Origin of the sequence: Brevibacillus brevis (assembly GCF_001039275.2) — a bacterium.
GTDB classification, from domain to species: domain Bacteria; phylum Bacillota; class Bacilli; order Brevibacillales; family Brevibacillaceae; genus Brevibacillus; species Brevibacillus brevis_C.
Genome location: NZ_CP030117.1, coordinates 5,435,348 through 5,453,080, shown reverse-complemented (window position 1 = coordinate 5,453,080; position 17,733 = coordinate 5,435,348). Strand labels below are relative to the sequence as shown.

The 17,733-nt window shown below is 47.6% G+C and carries 23 protein-coding genes; all 23 read left to right on the top strand.

Translation table 11 applies throughout. The annotated features are described in order from the left end of the window. Window positions 1–39: 39 nt before the first annotated feature. The 23 genes from AB432_RS26405 to AB432_RS26300 all read left to right on the top strand — a co-directional run bounded on the left by AB432_RS26405 (window position 40) and on the right by AB432_RS26300 (window position 17,733). On the top strand, window positions 40–726 hold the full coding sequence (locus AB432_RS26405; protein ID WP_048034828.1) for a response regulator transcription factor: 687 nt from the start codon (window positions 40–42) through the stop codon (window positions 724–726). 3 nt (window positions 727–729) lie between these two features. Continuing rightward, window positions 730–2,094: a HAMP domain-containing sensor histidine kinase gene (locus tag AB432_RS26400; protein WP_048034827.1), complete on the top strand. Its 1,365-nt coding sequence runs from the start codon at window positions 730–732 to the stop codon at window positions 2,092–2,094. A gap of 12 nt (window positions 2,095–2,106) precedes the next feature. Further along, window positions 2,107–2,982: a PepSY domain-containing protein gene (locus AB432_RS26395; RefSeq protein WP_048034826.1), complete on the top strand. Its 876-nt coding sequence runs from the start codon at window positions 2,107–2,109 to the stop codon at window positions 2,980–2,982. A 70-nt stretch (window positions 2,983–3,052) separates the two neighbouring features. Continuing rightward, window positions 3,053–4,576 carry a YcdB/YcdC domain-containing protein gene (locus AB432_RS26390; RefSeq protein WP_048034825.1) on the top strand — a complete coding sequence of 508 codons (1,524 nt, stop codon included), beginning with the start codon at window positions 3,053–3,055 and terminating at the stop codon, window positions 4,574–4,576. Between the two features lie 104 nt (window positions 4,577–4,680). Next, on the top strand, window positions 4,681–4,911 hold the full coding sequence (locus tag AB432_RS26385; protein ID WP_235617557.1) for a hypothetical protein: 231 nt from the start codon (window positions 4,681–4,683) through the stop codon (window positions 4,909–4,911). Window positions 4,912–4,919: 8 nt separating this feature from the next. Further along, window positions 4,920–5,249 carry a DUF2085 domain-containing protein gene (locus AB432_RS26380; protein WP_048034824.1) on the top strand — a complete coding sequence of 110 codons (330 nt, stop codon included), beginning with the start codon at window positions 4,920–4,922 and terminating at the stop codon, window positions 5,247–5,249. Window positions 5,250–5,343: 94 nt separating this feature from the next. Continuing rightward, window positions 5,344–6,159 (top strand): alpha/beta fold hydrolase, encoded by an 816-nt coding sequence (locus AB432_RS26375; protein WP_113732288.1) that lies wholly within the window; start codon window positions 5,344–5,346, stop codon window positions 6,157–6,159. A 133-nt stretch (window positions 6,160–6,292) separates the two neighbouring features. Beyond that, window positions 6,293–7,036: a type I methionyl aminopeptidase gene (map, locus tag AB432_RS26370; protein ID WP_048034822.1), complete on the top strand. Its 744-nt coding sequence runs from the start codon at window positions 6,293–6,295 to the stop codon at window positions 7,034–7,036. 123 nt (window positions 7,037–7,159) lie between these two features. Further along, a complete protein-coding gene (locus AB432_RS26365; protein WP_048034821.1) occupies window positions 7,160–7,717 on the top strand; it encodes a DNA-3-methyladenine glycosylase I in 558 nt (185 codons plus the stop codon). A 28-nt stretch (window positions 7,718–7,745) separates the two neighbouring features. Next, complete coding sequence (locus AB432_RS26360) at window positions 7,746–8,222, top strand: DinB family protein (RefSeq protein WP_048034820.1); 477 nt, start codon at window positions 7,746–7,748, stop codon at window positions 8,220–8,222. A 401-nt stretch (window positions 8,223–8,623) separates the two neighbouring features. Next, the gene (locus tag AB432_RS26355; protein ID WP_048034819.1) at window positions 8,624–8,962 is read left to right on the top strand and encodes an RNA polymerase sigma factor; all 339 of its coding nucleotides are present in this window, start codon (window positions 8,624–8,626) and stop codon (window positions 8,960–8,962) included. After that, window positions 8,908–9,135, top strand: coding sequence for a hypothetical protein (locus AB432_RS26350; protein WP_048034818.1), 228 nt, complete (start codon window positions 8,908–8,910; stop codon window positions 9,133–9,135). Before AB432_RS26355 ends, AB432_RS26350 begins: the two co-directional genes overlap by 55 nt. Beyond that, on the top strand, window positions 9,132–9,326 hold the full coding sequence (locus AB432_RS26345; RefSeq protein WP_007723468.1) for a hypothetical protein: 195 nt from the start codon (window positions 9,132–9,134) through the stop codon (window positions 9,324–9,326). The genes AB432_RS26350 and AB432_RS26345 overlap by 4 nt, the downstream gene beginning before the upstream one ends. Window positions 9,327–9,576: 250 nt before the next feature. Beyond that, the gene (locus AB432_RS26340; RefSeq protein ID WP_048034817.1) at window positions 9,577–10,230 is read left to right on the top strand and encodes a hypothetical protein; all 654 of its coding nucleotides are present in this window, start codon (window positions 9,577–9,579) and stop codon (window positions 10,228–10,230) included. Between the two features lie 231 nt (window positions 10,231–10,461). Next, window positions 10,462–10,587 carry a hypothetical protein gene (locus tag AB432_RS31380; RefSeq protein WP_256434952.1) on the top strand — a complete coding sequence of 42 codons (126 nt, stop codon included), beginning with the start codon at window positions 10,462–10,464 and terminating at the stop codon, window positions 10,585–10,587. A 16-nt stretch (window positions 10,588–10,603) separates the two neighbouring features. Further along, window positions 10,604–11,101 (top strand): hypothetical protein, encoded by a 498-nt coding sequence (locus tag AB432_RS26335; protein ID WP_235617556.1) that lies wholly within the window; start codon window positions 10,604–10,606, stop codon window positions 11,099–11,101. Continuing rightward, window positions 11,101–11,292 carry a hypothetical protein gene (locus tag AB432_RS26330; protein WP_016741308.1) on the top strand — a complete coding sequence of 64 codons (192 nt, stop codon included), beginning with the start codon at window positions 11,101–11,103 and terminating at the stop codon, window positions 11,290–11,292. Before AB432_RS26335 ends, AB432_RS26330 begins: the two co-directional genes overlap by 1 nt. Before the next feature lie 2 nt (window positions 11,293–11,294). Further along, window positions 11,295–12,632, top strand: a complete 1,338-nt coding sequence (locus AB432_RS26325) for a phage tail sheath subtilisin-like domain-containing protein (RefSeq protein ID WP_048034816.1) — start codon at window positions 11,295–11,297, stop codon at window positions 12,630–12,632. Then, the gene (locus AB432_RS26320) at window positions 12,632–13,084 is read left to right on the top strand and encodes a hypothetical protein (RefSeq protein WP_007723453.1); all 453 of its coding nucleotides are present in this window, start codon (window positions 12,632–12,634) and stop codon (window positions 13,082–13,084) included. The genes AB432_RS26325 and AB432_RS26320 overlap by 1 nt, the downstream gene beginning before the upstream one ends. A 14-nt stretch (window positions 13,085–13,098) precedes the next feature. Next, window positions 13,099–13,485 carry a phage tail assembly chaperone gene (locus AB432_RS26315; protein ID WP_048034815.1) on the top strand — a complete coding sequence of 129 codons (387 nt, stop codon included), beginning with the start codon at window positions 13,099–13,101 and terminating at the stop codon, window positions 13,483–13,485. Between the two features lie 228 nt (window positions 13,486–13,713). Then, window positions 13,714–16,185: a phage tail tape measure protein gene (locus AB432_RS26310; protein WP_053079631.1), complete on the top strand. Its 2,472-nt coding sequence runs from the start codon at window positions 13,714–13,716 to the stop codon at window positions 16,183–16,185. After that, window positions 16,182–16,766: a hypothetical protein gene (locus AB432_RS26305; protein WP_048034814.1), complete on the top strand. Its 585-nt coding sequence runs from the start codon at window positions 16,182–16,184 to the stop codon at window positions 16,764–16,766. Before AB432_RS26310 ends, AB432_RS26305 begins: the two co-directional genes overlap by 4 nt. Before the next feature lie 13 nt (window positions 16,767–16,779). Next, entirely contained in the window at window positions 16,780–17,733 is a 954-nt protein-coding gene (locus tag AB432_RS26300) for an XkdQ/YqbQ family protein (protein WP_048034813.1), read from the top strand.

The window sequence follows — 17,733 nt, the reverse complement described above, 5'->3', positions numbered from 1 at the left end:
ACTCATCTGGATAATGGATGCAAGGTTTAGGAGGATTACATGTCGGAGCGAATATTAATTGTGGAAGATGAAGAGAAGATTGCTCGTGTGATTCAATTAGAGCTGGAATACGAAGGATACGAAAGCGAGATCGCCAAAACAGGGCTCGAGGCGCTGGAACAATACAATCAAGGCGGATGGAACTTGATTTTGCTCGATGTACTGCTGCCAGGCTTGTCAGGTATAGAAGTGCTTCGTCGGATTCGGGTAAAGGACTCCGCGACGCCAGTCATTTTGTTGACGGCCAGAAATGCTGTCGTAGACAAAGTAAATGGACTCGATCAAGGCGCGAACGACTACATCACGAAACCTTTTGAAATCGAAGAGCTGCTGGCGCGCATCCGTTCCTGCCTCCGCTTGTCCCAAATGACAAAGAAAGTGGAAGCCAGCTCCAAAGTAGAGGTATCGGATTTAAGTCTGGATGAAAAATCGCGGGAAGTGACGAGAGGCTCCAGTCAGATCGAGCTGACACCGCGTGAATTCGATTTATTGCTTTATCTGATGCAGAATAAAAACCAAGTTCTGAATCGTGAACAGATTCTTACACATGTATGGGGATTTGATTATTTCGGAGACACAAATGTCGTTGACGTGTATATCCGTTACTTGCGTAAAAAGGTGGACCAAGGGTATGAAACCCCGCTTTTGCATACAGTTCGAGGCGTTGGTTATATGCTGAAGGGGTAGATTATGAAAATCAAAAATAAAATTCATTTGTTCTCCACGGTCGCACTCTTGCTTTTGTTGCTCATGGTCAACAGCTTCATTTACTTCATGTTCTACAAAGTGACAACAGACGGAGAGCTGGATCGTCTGCAACGAGAAGTCCTGCACATCCAGAGTGGACTCAATCAGATCGGTGTAGAAAGTTTCGACCCGGCCACGCTCTTGCAGCCGTATTTGCCGTCGAACGGGATGATCCGGATTATCGATCAGCAATCGCGGGCCATCGTCACGCAGGAAGTAGACAGCACGCAGCCAATCCCGGCACCGAAGCCCATCTTTGATCGAAAAGCGAGTGACGGTGTCTTCGATGTTAACGGAGCGAAATACGCCTACGTCAAGGTCCCGATCATTTGGACGAATGGAAAAATTGTCACGTTAGAAGTCATGGAAAGCATTGCGGGCTTGCAAGAAAATTTGAGCCTGCTGCAAAACGTTCTGTTGTTTGCTTCGCTGTTCGTGCTAATTCCTGCTTTTTTTGCAGGGCGCATGTTGAGCAATCTGATTTTGCGACCAGTCAACTCGATGATTCAAACGATGGAAGACATTCAAGCGCGCAGTATTTTTAAGAAAATACCGCTTGAGCACACATCCAAAGATGAATTGCATGCGTTAGGAAGTACCTTTAACAAGATGATGGATTTATTGCAGCAAAACTTCGAGAAGCAGCAGCAGTTCGTCTCAGATGCTTCCCATGAATTGAAAACGCCGCTGACCGTAGTAGAAAGCTATGCGAAGCTATTGAAGCGCTGGGGGACGAAAAAGCCGGAGGTTCTGACAGAGTCGGTGGAAGCAATCTATTCAGAAGCCGTGCGTATGAAGGATATGACCAATCAAATGCTCCTTCTCGCAAACAACAGCGCCGAATGGAATCTGGATGTCAAAGAAATCGACTTGATTCCGATGTGCCAAACGACCATTGCTCAATTGACCAATGCGTATGGCAGATCCTTTCAACTGGGCGCAAACCACGAATCGGTTCTCGTCATAGCCGATGAACAAAAACTAAAACAAGTGCTCGTCGTTTTACTCGACAATGCGATGAAATACAGCTCCAATGAAATCGAGGTTGGGGTGGGGCTTCAAGGGGACCGTCCTTATTTCTCGGTAAAGGATTACGGAATGGGGATTCCCAAGGAAGATTTGCAGCATGTTTTTGATCGCTTCTTCCGTGTAGACAAAGCCCGCAGCCGCGAAACAGGGGGCGTAGGACTCGGTCTTTCCATTGCCAAACAGATCGTTGATGCCCATCAAGGCGATATTGCACTGGATAGCGAAGAAGGGAAATGGACGCTCGTGACCGTTTTTCTGCCGGGGCAGGCTAAGAAATAGCAGGAGGTACGCATGAATAAAAAATGGAAAATAGGGCTGCTGGCGAGTTTTCTGCTGGTCACTACGGCATTTGGCATGCAACGGATCTTCGCGAGCATGGATTTGCAGTCATTGTCTGCGGAGGAAGTCAAACAGATCGTGACGGCCCGCTACCCGGGGAAGATTGAATCGATTTCCATGACGGATGTAGGAAAAAACAGCATTTACAATCTCCAACTCCTCAATGAGCGCGGAACGTATAGTGTGATGGTGAATGCACATACGGGCGAAATTATTGATTTGAAGGAGCTCTCCTTGGTCGCAGCCACTGCGCAGCCGAAGGCAAATGAAACGGCGACGAATCCAACGCAGCCGGGTTCGAATCCGACAGCCAGTACAACGCCGCAACCGAATAACGGCGGGAAGGATGCTTCGGGCAACGCGACCAAGCCAGCAGGTACGGGGATGGTGGGGACTGTTGCGCCAGGAAAACAACAGCCAGCTACAACCCAAACCCCAACACAGCAGCAGCCTAAGCCGAATCAAAGCTCGAATCCGCCAGCGCAGCCACAGACCAAAATTACCGAACAGCAAGCGAAACAGATTGCGACGGAAAGAACAAGCGGCGGCAAGATCGATGATGTTGATTTAATCGAGACAAAGAGTGGAGCAGTCTATCGGGTGATCACAATAAAAGACTCCAAAACGGTAGATGTACGCATACATGCCATTACTGGAAAAGTACTTTCGACGACCACCATCGACAACAGCTCTACCGATGATGATGACGATGATGATCTGATACCGGCTGATAAAAATGGCAGTGCTCCGGCGGATTCATCTTCAAGTGATGACTCGAGCAACATCGACACCGACGATGATGACCTGGATGATGGTGATGATGATTAAGATCTAGTGTTTAAATAGAGAAAGCCGTCAGTGTCTGCATTGACGGTTTTTTCGTTCGGGAGGGAAAGCGATGATTACATATCCGACAGAAGCAGTTCGGGAGACGATGGAGAGACGTTTTGCGATGTTTCCCGGTATGCTTGAATTGTCTCAGCAGCGAATCAAAACGCGCGATAACTGGAGAACTTGGGAGATCAGAGTAGGTCATAACCATACAGAACTGGAGATAGACAAAGAAACTGGTTATGTGACGGATTTCGACTTGGATAAAAAAGATCGAGAATGGTTACCTTCTGGCGAACCAATCGATGCCGAGTCAGCGACGGAGCGGGCCATAGGAGTAGCGGAAAAATTATACGGAGATCATCTGAACGAAATGGTAAGAGACCATGTAGCAAAATTGAGAGAGTGTAGCGAGAGAAAGCAATGGGAACTATATTATCGTTATTTTTTTCATGGAATTCCGCATTCAGATGTGTTTTTGAGAATAGCTTTAGACGAGTCAGGAAATTTGGTAGACATACAGTACTGCGGATTTCACGATTTTGATCGCAAACATAAGCCTCCCAAGCCAGAAGTGATAACAAAGAAGGAGGCGAAACAAGCGTACGTTGCTTTATTGGAGAAAAACATGATGCTCATATACGATGAACAGGAAGAAGGGAAGCTCAAGTATATCCCTGATGAGGCAGCGCTGGACTATGTTGTCATTCATGCAAAGACAGGACAAATAGCAAAGACGGTCATAGGGGGAAGACGGCTTGTAGAAAAACACTCAGAGGTCATCCCAATCATAGCCCAAGGGGAACCTCTTGTTTTCGCAAACTTGCAGGAGATTGAGGTGTGGGTAAAGGAACATTTTCAAATAGATTTGACTCATCCAGGGATGAAAAGAGAAACACTTGTGACTCCGAATGAGGATGGGGAAACTTTCAATCCAATGAGCGGATATTTCAGATTCGTTGCCGAAGCGCGGGAACCTGGTTGGCCTTCTACTATCCATTATTTCTGGCCATTACCAGAAGATGAGGAGGCTGAAACTGTTTACGATCCTGATGTTGTATGGGTTACACTCAATCGAACGACTAACGAGCTGCTTGCCTTTACGGTTAACCAAAAAATAGAATATATAGCGCCACGGCTTTCGGAGCACGATGCGTTGCAAATTGCAAAGAGGTTTTTGGAGAAATACATCGAGCGGGGAATTACCGAGCTTCACTATTACGAACTGTGTTTTTTACGTGGTACCGGAAATACCTATTACTTCTATGAGCGCCGACAAGGAATCGTACTCACAAATAGAGTCTACACAGTAAAAGTCAATCCTTGGACAGGCCAGGTAACGGGTTTTTACAAGCACGATGCCCGCAAAAACAAGGAGATTCCCGATCCCGCCTCTGTTGTTTCTACTCGGAGGGTAGCGGAGAGCTTCTTACGCCTGTTTGACATGGAACTGGAATATGTACAAGTGGAGAACAGAGATTCAAATAGAAGAGAAAAAGCTCCTGTTCCGTTCCCGGTTTATCGGCTCAAATATACATGTACAAAGCGTTATAAATATTTCGACGCAATGACAAGCCTGCCAGGCAGATGATTTTGCTTGCGATCATACAGCCCAGTGAAACTGCAGATACTCTTTGACGTAGAAAGAAATGAAGGGAGAGGATGTATCTGTTTTTTGTTGGATTAACGCTTTGCATGATCGCATGGATAGCGGGAGGCGTATTTCTGTATCAAGGGGATTATGTAACAGGAGCAGTCTTGATTATACTTGGTCTGCTTGTATTGATTAGCATGATCCTCTATTATTCAACAAACCGGAAAAAGCGTAAAAATTGTTCGCCGGATTGCAACTATCTTCCCATTGATTGTCCGGTTCCAGATTGCAATACACCCGATTGCGATTGCAAGCCAGATTGCTCACATTGAGGGAGTGGATGAAGATCAATTTGCAGTGGATACCATGTCATCGGCGCCCAGATCGTTCCTTTTATATAGTGGGTAAAAAAATGCCGCTCTGTGCCAGATGTGTTTCGATCCTAGCTGGATACCTGCTGGCACCTGTTTTTGTAGGGATGCATATCGTGACCTCTTACTATTTGATTGGATTCCTGTTAATGCCAATGCTCATTGATGGCTATACCCAACAATGGAAGTGGCGGACAAGCAATAACAAGCTGCGCTTTTTCACAGGGCTCAGTTTTGGAATTGGTCAGTCTTTACTCATTTCCAATGTCGTTTGGTTTTTGGTAGAGAAATTGAAGTGAACCGAGCTGACTCTATGTACACAAAAATTTCAATTTTATGGTAATCCTTTCACCTGGGACATCCCTCCTATATAATACTGGTGGGGGGATATTAGTGATCCATTATAAGACATACATACGTGGTGAAGATTGCGAATGGGTGACTTTTGTCCATGGGGCAGGGGGCAGCTCATCGATTTGGTATAAACAACTGAAGGCATACAAAGAGAATTTCAATGTTCTTCTAGTAGATATGCGTGGTCACGGAAAATCTAAGAACATCCCAGGCAAGCTGTTCAAAACATATACCTTTGATGATGTCAGCAGAGATATCATTGAGGTTTTGGATCATTTAAAAATCACTTCCACCCATTTTGTGGGGATTTCCTTGGGAACGATCATCGTGCAGATTATTTCGGAGCAGGCCCCGGAGAGAATGCGCTCTATGGTTTTGGCAGGAGCAGTGACGCACATGAACGTGCGGTCGCAGGTACTGATCACATTGGGGAATATGGTCAAGCATTTCATCCCGTACATGTGGCTGTATCGACTGTTTGCATGGGTGATCATGCCGAGCAAGCGTCATAAAGAATCGCGCTCCTTGTTTATCCGCGAAGCCAAAAAGCTTTGTCAAAAAGAATTCAAGAGGTGGTTTAAGCTGACAAAAGGCATTAATGGCTTCCTAGGAACCCTCTTTGATAAAGAGCCTCCCATCCCTACCTTGTTCATTATGGGTGACGAAGACCATATGTTTTTGCCGTTCGTCCAGATGCGTGTGAAAAAAAGACAATTTGCACAGTTGAGTCTAGTCGCTGACTGTGGTCATGTCGTCAATGTCGATCAGCCAGAAGAATTTAACCGAATTTCCATCGGGTTTATTCAAAAACAGTCGACCATAGCGCAAGGAATGTATGCATTGAATCCAGCATAGCTTCGTAAGATAAGAACCGCAGAGGATGCTTCTGGGGTTCTTTGTTTTTTCTGTGGTTGCGATTGGTGAAGAAAAATGTTCAAATGAAAAAATGGCGGGTAAACACTGATATATGCAAAAAGGAGGGAAACACATGTCGATTCAAAATGAACATGATTTGCTGTGCTTGAAGCGGATTGGTAGTATTGTGGCGGAGGCAAGAGAGACCATGATCAGGGCCGTGCGAGCAGGCGTGACAACAAAAGAGCTCGACCAGATTGGCGGAGAGATCTTGGCAAAGTACGGAGCGCGGTCTGCACCGAATATCACCTATGATTTTCCTGGGCATACGTGCATCAGTGTCAATCACATTGTTGCGCATGGTATCCCTGATGAAACTGTCCTGAAAAATGGCGATATCATCAATATTGATGTCTCGGCAGAGCTGGATGGATATTTTGCCGATACAGGTGCTTCTATTGTGGTAGGGGAAGGCGAGCCTGAGAAGCAATCCTTATGTCAATGCGCCGAGGAGTCGCTGTACAAGGCATTGGATGCGGCAAAGGCGGGATCGAAGCTAAGCCAGATTGGTCGGATTGTTCACCAGGAAGCCAGGAAAAAGGGCTTTACAGTCGTCAAAAACCTTACGGGTCATGGCATCGGCAAAAGCTTGCATGAAGAGCCTGCTTACATTTTAAATTACTATGACAAAAAGGATAGACGCTTGCTCACAGAAGGTCTCGTGTTGGCAGTTGAAACATTCATTTCAACGGGGACGGAATATGTGGATGATGGCAGGGACGGTTGGGCGCTCATTACGCCTGATAAGAGTTACGTAGCTCAATACGAGCACACCATCGTTGTAACGAAGGGGAAGCCAATTATTTTAACAGCTTGATTGCAGAGAGACCTCAGATGGATGAGGTCTTTTTTTGTGAAGAAAAACTTGCAGAATACCCAATGATTGTATATTCTTTATATAAGAATATATGTTCGCATTACATAGAGGAGGCTTCTTTCCATGAATCGGTGCGGCTGGGTGAATCAGGACCCTATCTATATGGATTATCACGATCACGAGTGGGGAGTTCCTGTGTATGAAGATCGGTTGCTCTTTGAATATTTGAATTTGGAAGGCGCACAGGCCGGACTGAGCTGGTACACGATCTTGAAAAAGCGGGAAAATTATCGAAGAGCGTTTGATAACTTTGAAGCAGATAAAATCGTTCAATACGATGAAGCCAAGATCGAGCAATTGCTGACAGACGAAGGCATCGTTCGAAACAGGCTGAAGATTCGCGGCGTCGTGAAGAACGCCCACGCGTATTTGCGGGTTGTGGAGGAGTTTGGGTCCTTTAGCAGCTATATTTGGTCGTTTGTTGGTGGGAAGCCGATTCATAATCATTTTCAGGAAATGAAGGATGTGCCTGCTTCTACCGAAATCAGCGACAAGATGAGCAAAGACCTGAAAAAGCGCGGTTTTACATTTGTCGGTTCAACCATTTGCTACGCCTATATGCAAGCAGTCGGTATGGTCAATGATCACGTAGCGACATGTGATCTCTATCAAAAAAACTAGGACGAGCTTACGGAGAGGGATGAATGGCATGAACGAGAATGATCTCTTAATCTTAAACTTTGAGGAAGTAAGACGTAGAAGCATCAAAGTTTGGAAGGCAATTCCCAAAGAAATGCTGAACTGGAAGCCTGACGATAAAGCGTTCACGTGCGGGGAAATGATTCGCCATGTCATCGAGGGTGAGTTTTTGTATCACCAAATTTTGATCCAACGGGGAAGCGCCGCCCTGTCTGACATCCCCAATCCGTATGAAACCAAAGAGTTTTCGACCGTAGAAGAAGATTTGGCCTTTACGAAGCCGTATCGAGAAGAATTTCTCCGCTTCGTCAGAGGGCTGTCCAAGAGTGATCTGGAGAGTGTCCGCATCGATCGATCCGATGTAGGCTATGTTCGCACGCTTGGAGACATGCTGCTGCGAATCGCCTATCATGAGTCAGTACATACCGGACAATTGCTAGATTATATGCGAACGATGGGTGTAGAACGTCCGAATATTTGGGATTAAAAGAGTGCGAAAGATAGAAAAGCAAGCTAGCTCTTCCTGTTGTGAATGCGAGAGGGGCTTGCTTTTTTATTTTTAATAGCTCCTTCTTCATTTAACGTGTTTCTTGTGTGATGGGCAGATAAAACTCAAAAAGTATGAGAATGATGTACTTTTGTAGAATAGGGACATCAGTTGTGTAAGGATAATGTAATACTTCTACACAGGCACGATCTCCATTTGGGATCGTGTTTTTTGATGTGTTCTTTGAGATTTATGCAGTGGATCAACAGGAAAAATCATTTCCGAAAATCTGGTGGAAAGAACTTGAACTTATTACCATAGTATGAGATACTTGTACTACAAAGAGAACGAGTGTTCTTATTTTACGATTGGATGTTCGGAAACGACAGAAGGTGAAGCATATGACAGATGAGCAGTTGAAAGAGCATTGCAGAAAAGTGCTCAAGAGGATTGCTTGGCGATTGCAGTACGCCGCCAAGAAGCGCTTGTACAGGGAGACGGTGATCACAGAGGGGATGCGGGGAACGGAAGAAATCGAGGACAACCTGTCGGACCTGTATGTTCAGGAGGTGTTGATGCAACTCCCGGAAAAAGCCCGGATCATTATCAAGCAAGTCGTCATTCAAGGAATGACAGAAGAACAGGTAGCCAAAAAACTGAATATGACCAGACAAGGAGTGAGTAAATGCAAAAACAAATATTTGCGCCAATTGGCCGAGAAGCTGACTCGTTCAGCCTGACCCTCCAAAAAGCACAGTCAGGGGATAATCGGGCCGTATTGACCATCCTCGACTATCTGCTTCCTGACATGGAGTACCTTGCTTCCTTTATCAAACAACCTCGCGAAGAGAGTATGCAAGAAATGAAAACCGCGATGCTCGAAGCGATCCGCAGTGGAGAAGTGATGCTATGATGACGATTGATTACGTTCAGGTTCTCGCGGTTGTCGTGTGCTTCCTTGCTTTAATCGTCACGTTTAAGCAGGTAGATTTGCAGATTCGGATCAATAATCTGTTCAATCTGCAATTAAAGGCAAACAAAGAGAAAAAGAAAGAGCAACTGGAAAAAAAGGAGACTCCGACTGACGATCGGAATCCCCATTAATTGCTTGGGGCAAAGAATACAACTGGTGAGTATCCTCTTTGCCCCCTTTCATTATACAAGAAAATGACGATGCAAAGGAGATACGTACGAAATGATAGAAGCAGCATTAATCGGAGCAGTTGTCTTATTGATCGGAGTCATTATCGGACAGATCGGTTTGTCTCAAAGATTAAGAAAAGGCGCAAGAGTCAACGAAAACCGTTAAGCAATCATCCGGACTTCATATATATGACCGAGGGGGAATAGTGCCTTGATCAGCAAAGATGTTTTCATGGAAGCAGTATGCGAGGTGTGTCCGGCAACGTGCTGGGGAAAGAAATCACATTGCCAGGTTCATGATAAGCACGTAGGAAAAATCGATTCTTGCCCGGAGTGGGACAAGTACATGCGGGATCAAGAGGCAAAAGGGCAGCAAAAGACAGTATGTGCTAGAAAAGAAGGCTTCGTCCGGCTGAATGAGAAAGCACCCATCGTAGATTTCCTGCAAAAGGCCGAGGAAGAAATCCGCGACTACAATTACATGCAGATCGAGATCGTTCGTATCCAGCGTTTTTTGCGCGAGGCGGGGGAAGGGATGGTCTCTCAGTACGGATTGGATGCAGGCTTGCCAAAAGGAAAGGGCACCACAGGAGATAGGACGCATGCGGAGGTTGCACGCCGGGAACGAAAGTGGAAGAGGCTGCAAAGTTTGCAGGATAAAATCGAGCGGATCAACAAAGCGGTCGAGACGATTCCGGGGGAGCAGGAACGCTTGGTAGTCGAAGCTTTGCTGGATGGCGATAAGAACAATCTGATTGCCAAAGAAATCGGTGTGTCCCGTCAGCGGTATTATGAAATCAAGCGCAGTGCCGTCATGAAGATGGCGTGGGCGATGTATGGCGATCAGGTTCAGCAGACTGGATAATAAAAAACAGAGCCCAGCTCGATAGACGAGAAGCTGTCTGATGATGACAGCTTCTTTTCATTTTCACAAGTATGTTGAAACTGACAAAGGTTGACACTTCCTGACACATCGGGTCATTTTCCCGGTTTTTCCTCCAGATCGGTTATACTTGAGTCAAGCGAAACAAGTAAGAGAGATACGAGCCATCCGATGTAGCTGTCGGGTGGCTTTTTATGTACGCCGTCGACTCAAATGTCCGGCGAGCGGGGAAAACGGCGATTGGTGCCACACGATGTTGCGAGTTCGAAGCCAAAAGGCTACTCGCTCCCTGCTCGGCGGGTGTTTGCCGTGGATGCCTTGCCAAATGAAGTGAAGTAGTGGGGGGAAGAGACATGTGACGAAGACAGAAGAGAATACCGCAAGTATGGGAGGTGGAAGCTGGATGGATCGTGAGCTAGCCGTTCTCATAGAACTGGTGAATGAAGCGTATCCAGAGCTGGCTACTGTTGTGAACGTGGACGACTGGATGGCGCAGCGATTCCAGCCGCCTATCGCGTTTCTTTTAACGCAAGGGGTCCGTGAAGAAGGAAGAAGCCTCACTTCCTATCAGGTGGTCTCAGAAGCAGCCATCGTCCTCCACTATCCAAAGGTAGAGGGTATCTATCAGCCGCTTTCAGTTGAGCCGCTGCGTGAGCATCTTCGCCAAAGGCAATTTAGCTATCAAGGCAAGACGTCTGGATTGTCCATCGAGATCGACAGTTCCACCTTGCGTATTTGGCGGGACAAAAAGGACCGGACGGAAATCGCGTTCCAGTTCACCTACAACGTGGCGGTGCAGAGAGCGGCCACAGACAAAATCAACGAATTTGATGTAGAGGGGGTCCGATCATAGTGGCACGAAAAGAACAACAAGCACAGGCTCCAGAGCTTGTGCAAACCAAACAAGAGTGGATCAAGAGCGCCGCTTACCTTGGAGCCGAACGGTTCGAGGTAGCAGGTGCTCTTTTTTCTGAAGCAGATGATCAACTACTGGCAGAAGGACAAGTAAAGAGCCGACTGACCAAATACAAAGGCGGGGTGTAAGCATGACCATTCAACGTGAACGTCCGGGTGTAACGGTCGAACTGATCGCAAAAGCAAAAGAACGTGTAGTACCGAAGAGCGGTGTCGTACTGGTGCCGTATCAAGCAGAGTGGGGTGCGCCAGATGAGCTCGTCAAGCTGGGGAGCTTTGAGGAGCGACTAGCGCAAACGTTTGGCAAGGTCGATACCGTGGAGCTGGCAGCAGAAGGCGGCGCATCGATTCTTGCGTACCGCATGACGAATGGCACAGCCACAAAAGCAGCGTATGAGCAGGCTGATGCAATCAGGGTCGAGGCTCTGTATCCGGGTTTGGTAGGTAACGAATTGAAGGTTGTCATCACAGCCTCGACATCTGAGCTAGGTAAAAAAGAACTCCAGGTAACAGGCCCGCTGCAAACCGAGAAGTTTTCGTTTGCGGATGCGAATGAGCTGGCAGCAAAGACGAGCCAATCCAATTATGTACGAGTGAAAAAGCTGGGCGAGACTGCCGTTACAATCGTGCCAGAAACAGCGCTGACAGGAGCGAAAAGTGGCACAGTAGCGCTTACCCAAGCTGACTCGACCAAGCTGTTCATGGCTGTGTCTGGTGCTGATTTTGACACAATGTATCTGCCTTTTGACGATGCGGCTGTACAAGCGGCAGCGAAACAATTCATGAGCGATCGTCGCACGCAAAACAAGAAGCTCAGCACGCTGGTGATCGGTGGCAAAGCGGCGGAAGACGAGAACATGGCGAAGCACATCGAACGCTCTGTGGCGCAAAATGCCCGTTTTGTCGTCAATAGTGCTATCGCTGGTCAGCACAACAACGGAAAAGTATACGGTAGCCTCGAGTGGGCCGCATGGGTAGCGGGTATGATCGCCGCGACACCTGCGCATGAATCGCTGACGGCCGTCGTCGTTCCATTGAAAAAAGCGCTCAAGGATTGGGGCCACACCGATATTTTGAGTGCACTGAGCTCTGGTACGCTGATCGCAACCCGAGACGGAGATGTGTACATCATCGAGAGCGCCGTCAATACGCTGGCGGTGCTAGGCACGCATGAGCGCGAGGACTACGGAAAAATTCGTGTCAGCATGACGCTGGATCAGATTGTCAACGACATCAGCCAAGTCGGCAAGAAATACAAAGGTAAGCTCGCTAACAACGATTTGGGCGGCGCGGTGTTTGTCTCTGCCGTCAACGCGTACATGACCGTCCGCGAGCAGCAAGGCGCGATTGATACGGGATGGACGTTTACGGATCAAAAGAACGGCATTGGGGATCGCCGTGGTTTCCTCTTGTCTGCGAAGCCGCTTGATGCCATCGAATACTTTGACATTGACTGGGAGGTGCTGTAATGGCTATTGCACGCGATATTAAACTGAAGAACTGCCAAATTTACGATGAAAACGGAGACCCAATCTTCGGTACCCTGGAAGGCAAAATGGTCCTCAAGGTGGAGTACGGCGATACGAATCGTCTGCAAAAAGGAAAAATCCAGACCGTCAACGACTGGCATGTAGAAGTGACATTGAAAATTACCGCAACCAACGCTGCGTTGAAATACTACTGCGTCGATCAATTGACGCAAGGCAAGACCCCAGTCCTCCCATTCCTGATCGGCGAGACGCTGGACAAGGAAGCGGGCAACTCCGAACGCGTCCGCATTTCCAACATCGTGCTGAACCCAGACGAAATTACGCTGTGGGAAGCAAAAGCAGATGGCAACGATCACGCGACATACGACCTGAAAGGGATGTCCATCGAAAAGCCGGACTACCTCGATGAATTACCAACCTACACGGAATAGGAGAGTGCTTGACTATGAACAAAAACAAACTCGAGAAATTTTTGGCCAAAGCCAATGAACAAGCTTCGCGAAAAGAAATCACTGTAACCATCGACGGTGACGAGTGGAAGGTTCGCCAATTGAATTTGTCCGAGCTGCGCGATTGCGAACGTATGGCTGACAAAGGCGAGAAAACGGATTGGTTCCTGTACAACGATGCTCGTTTAGTGAAGGCCACTGAGCACGATTTCCCTTGGAATCAGGAAGAGCTGAAGAAAGCGTACAAGGTGGGCACCAAGTACGAGCTCGTCGAGAAAATTTTCCGCGACAATCCAGAGGGCTACACCAAGCTGCTCAATGCTGTCCGTGAAGTCAATGCAACCCAGACAGAAGAAGAAGCCATTGAAGAAGCAAAAAACTAATCCGATCTGACGGCGAGGCCTGGCATATTTGCCGCGCTTTTCTAAAAGGCAGAGGCCGCCCGTCGGATCTACTCGAGTACGAAGTCGATTTGTACAAGCAGAAGCTGTTTATTTTTGCTTGTCAGATGATTGAGGCGGAGGACGAGGAAAGGGCTGGGGGGTAGGTCTCCCGGCTTTTTCTCGGTTTTGCGGATGTAGACACATCAGGGGAGGACAGGGGGTGAAAGAATGGCAACTGAAAAAGCGAAATTAAAAGCAGCTCGTCAGGAAATGACCAATATGGTCAAGGAAACCGAAAAGCTCACGAAGGCCATGGGCGAAACCAGTAAAGTGATGCAAAAGATGGCGAGAGAGTTTTCGGATGGTATGTCGCAGATGCAGCAGGATATGCGGAAGCTGCGTGAGGAAACCAACAAGTTGGACAAGGTGACGGCGAAGCCAAAGATTGAATTCAAGGACATGATGAGCAAGCTGGGCGAAGTGAAAAAGGAACTTGTCGGGCTCGGAGGCTTGGTTACTGGGGTAGCCTTGGGAACTAGTATGGCGTCAGTAACAGACGAAGCAAAGTTAGTCGCTAGAGAGCGTGCGTTGTATGCTGCTAGCGGGAAATCCGAAGATAAAATCAGGAAATTTGAAGAGACTGCAAAACAAATGACCACGCTCAATCCGTACATGAGCCTTTCTAAGGCAATGGATCTTATTTCCAAAGGTGAGCTGGCCAATGCTGACAATGGTGCACAATACGCCAAGCAAGCAGCACTGCTCAATGTTACGACCAAATTTGCTCCAGAGGACACCGTGAAAATGATGGCCGCGATGGGGGCATCTACTCAAACACAAAATGCAGAAAATCTGGCGAATGCGCTTCAGCATATGAGCAATAATGGTGGGGCGAGTGTCAACCTCAAGTTCGTAGAGGCGATGGCGGAACTGAATGCTCAAAAAGGCAATTTTCTCAAAACACCTGAACAAATGGCGACGAGTTTCGAGGCCATGGGGAAGGTTTTGAATGATACAAAGTCATTTAGTATTCTACGCGAAGGCGCGCTGAAGCAATTAACCGCTAAAGGAGCATTGACAAGCCACTTCCAGACCGAATATGAAAACCAAGGTATGAGCGCGGAAGAAGCAAAGATCAGAGCCGAAGAAGAAGCGAAAAGGTTAACAACAGCTCTATCGACTGGAGATAAAGACGCTCAGAACATTGCCTTAGCAAAAGTACTGACAACCACATCTTTGATGAAGGATGATCCGAAAAATCCAACTAAACAACAAGATATAATGACGGCTTTGGGAGGGAGTGAAGGAGAGTTATCGTCCAGCTTGGAAGAAATAAAGAAAATTGCTACAGGTGCGACTGGTTCGAAAGTGAATGCATCGGAGGCGCAGTTGGCTTATGATGCCGCTGTCAATGAGAATGAGTTCATGAAGATGATGCAAGCGCAAAACACAGCGAAAAATGCAGCAATGGACGCGGTCACACAGATTGCTAGTGATTTATCTGGAGTAGCTGTAACGATTTCGAATGTGACCGCGGGATTCTTTAACTGGTTTAACACTTGGTCCCCAGAGGCAAGGCTAGCTGCAGTTTATGTTGGTGGCGCTTTTGCAGCACTTTCTACGCTTGGTGTCATGCTTGCCAGTACAGTTACGGCCATGAAAGGTCTATTGACTACAACACGAGATTTTTTCAGCAGAAAAAAAGAGAAATCTTCTTCCAACGAGAACGCATCGCTTGCCCCTAAAAAAGGCAATTTGGGGGCAGGTGGGAACAAAGGCTGCTGCTGTTGTGATGGCAAGACAACACTGAGACCTTCTTTTAAATATAAATCTAAGAAAAAAGGTGCTTCAGATAGCTCTCAAAGAGGCAATAAGCCTAGTTCGGATACTGGAGGTGCGCCAGAAGAAGGGGCCAAAGCTGACCGCAAGCGCCGAAACGCTTCTCCAACTGCTTCTACAGCAGGACACACACCTGATACTCTTATTGGTGGTTCCCAACGAGAAATCGCCAAAACAGACGGAAAAAGCAAGAACAGCGCCCCAGCTACGTCTTCAGCAGGTAACCAACCTGGTCCAGATAGTGCCGGCAATCTAGCGGAGACCGGCAAAGCTGCAAGTAGAGGCGGCTGGAAAAGCATGCTCAAAGGGGGACTTAGAAGGGTGCCTCTTTTAGGAACTTTACTAGGTGTAACTGCTATTGCAGGTTCAGAAAACAAGCTGGATACTGCAGCACAAGTGGGAGCAGAAGCACTTGGTGGCTGGGGAGGGGCAGCAGCGGGAGCGGCTACTGGAGCAGCTATTGGTTCGGTGTTACCTGGGATTGGTACAGCTATTGGTGGTGTTGTAGGTGGGGTGATTGGAGGTATGGGGGGATCGTTTGTGGGTGGAGCATTATACGACGGGATCAAGTCGTGGTGGCAGGGCAATACTCCTGCACAATCTGCGACGATGCAACCACCAATACCAGCAGGTCCTCCTATTCCCAATCTCTCACCTGTAAGCAACGATCCAGTAAAATCGCAGCCTGTCTCTATCACTATTCCACAAATCTCGATACCTTTACATGTACAAGGCATGCTACAGGATATCCCGACCATGCTGAAAATGCTTACTGACCCGTCTGTCGCTCAACGCATCAAAGACATCATCGAACGCTCGCTGCTGGATGCACTAGAGACGAGGGGAGGAGTAACGACATGATCCGCTTGCAAGGAAAATATAGGCTGACATTTCCAGTCACACCTGCAGAGATCCAGTTTCGCGGCTACGGCAACGACATCGAAAGTACGACTTCAATCACGTTATTGTCCGGCAATCGGATCTCTTCCAGACGCCCAAAGTCTATCTCTTTTGACTTCATCTTACCCGGAGACAGTACGGCTCCTTATGTCGAGGTGCAGGGCTATCAAGGTCCTAGACAGTGGCTTGCTGGATTGGATCGCTTAACGGGCTCCGAAGCACTTTTGACTATAGACGAGCTTGATTTGGCGTGGAATGTGCTCATCGGGCCATGTGACGGAAAATTCCAAGGGAAAAACGTCGATTTTCACGGCTCCATTGATCTTCCATTGTTTGTGAAAGATGAATTTATTACGTGGAGTAATCAAACGCAGCTTCTATCCCCAGGTACAGTCATCACGAAACAGCAGCCAGCTCGCCCGAACACCAGCGGGAAGGTAGCTAAGAAGACACTGAAGCAACAAGCTGCTCCTCGAATAGACAGTGAAAAATCGGAGTACAAGAAATTAGAGATAAATGAAAAGCTAAAAGTAGTTAAGTAACGGAGTGGATGGAATGAAAGTCATTTACGGAAAAGAACAGACCCGCTATGACCTGACCCCGGCCGTTACCGAGCTTTCCTGGTCCTCGGCCAGGGGACAAATCGCTCAAAATAGTGATGTGAGAATCAAGGAAGGCCCGCCGCTGCAATCGGCGGGTTTTTTGATGCTCTTTGCGGGTGCGGAGCTAAAAGAATCCCAACAGCTTTTCCATGGCCCGCTCGTTCGTTTTGACCGAGACGATCGGACAGGCGATCTATCCGCCACAGCATACGAGTTGGGCTGGTATTTGCAAAAAAACGAAATCTCCAGACTCAAGCTGGACGGGGACGCAGGGACAGAGCTTGCACGAATCATCAAGTCGGCAGGTATCAATTTTAGCTGCCCTCCCTTTGGTTTCACGATTAAGGAGAGAATCCCATCCCAATCATACACGTCTCTCTTTACTTCGCTGACCGAGCAAGCTTATGAAAAGACAGGCATCCGCTATTTCGTACAATACCAGCGCGAAAAGCTGATGGTACTGCCCGAGGGGAAAAACAGTATCATCCCGATGTTCAAGGCCAGTTTACTCGCAAGCAGTTCGACGGGCGAAAGTATTGAAGAAGTTTACACCGTCGTGACCGTAGAGCGCTACCGAGATGATCGGGTTGTGAGCAGTGCAACGAAATCAAATGATAGCCTAGTCAAACAAATCGGGCGCATGCAAAAAGTCATCGACGCAGGTGAGGATAAAAACGTAGCTGGAATGGCAGCCAAGCAGCTTGCAGAGTTGTCCAAAATCCCCAAGACACGCTCGATATCGGTTAGGCACGAGGATGAAAATGCAGCGCGGCTGCGTGCTGGGTGGCTCATCAAAATCATGGAAAAAGACAATAAAACCATCACAGATTGGATCGTCACTAGCTGCCAAGCGCGTTGGCATGGCGGTCAATACACAATGGATCTCCAATTGGAAAGGAGGACGTGA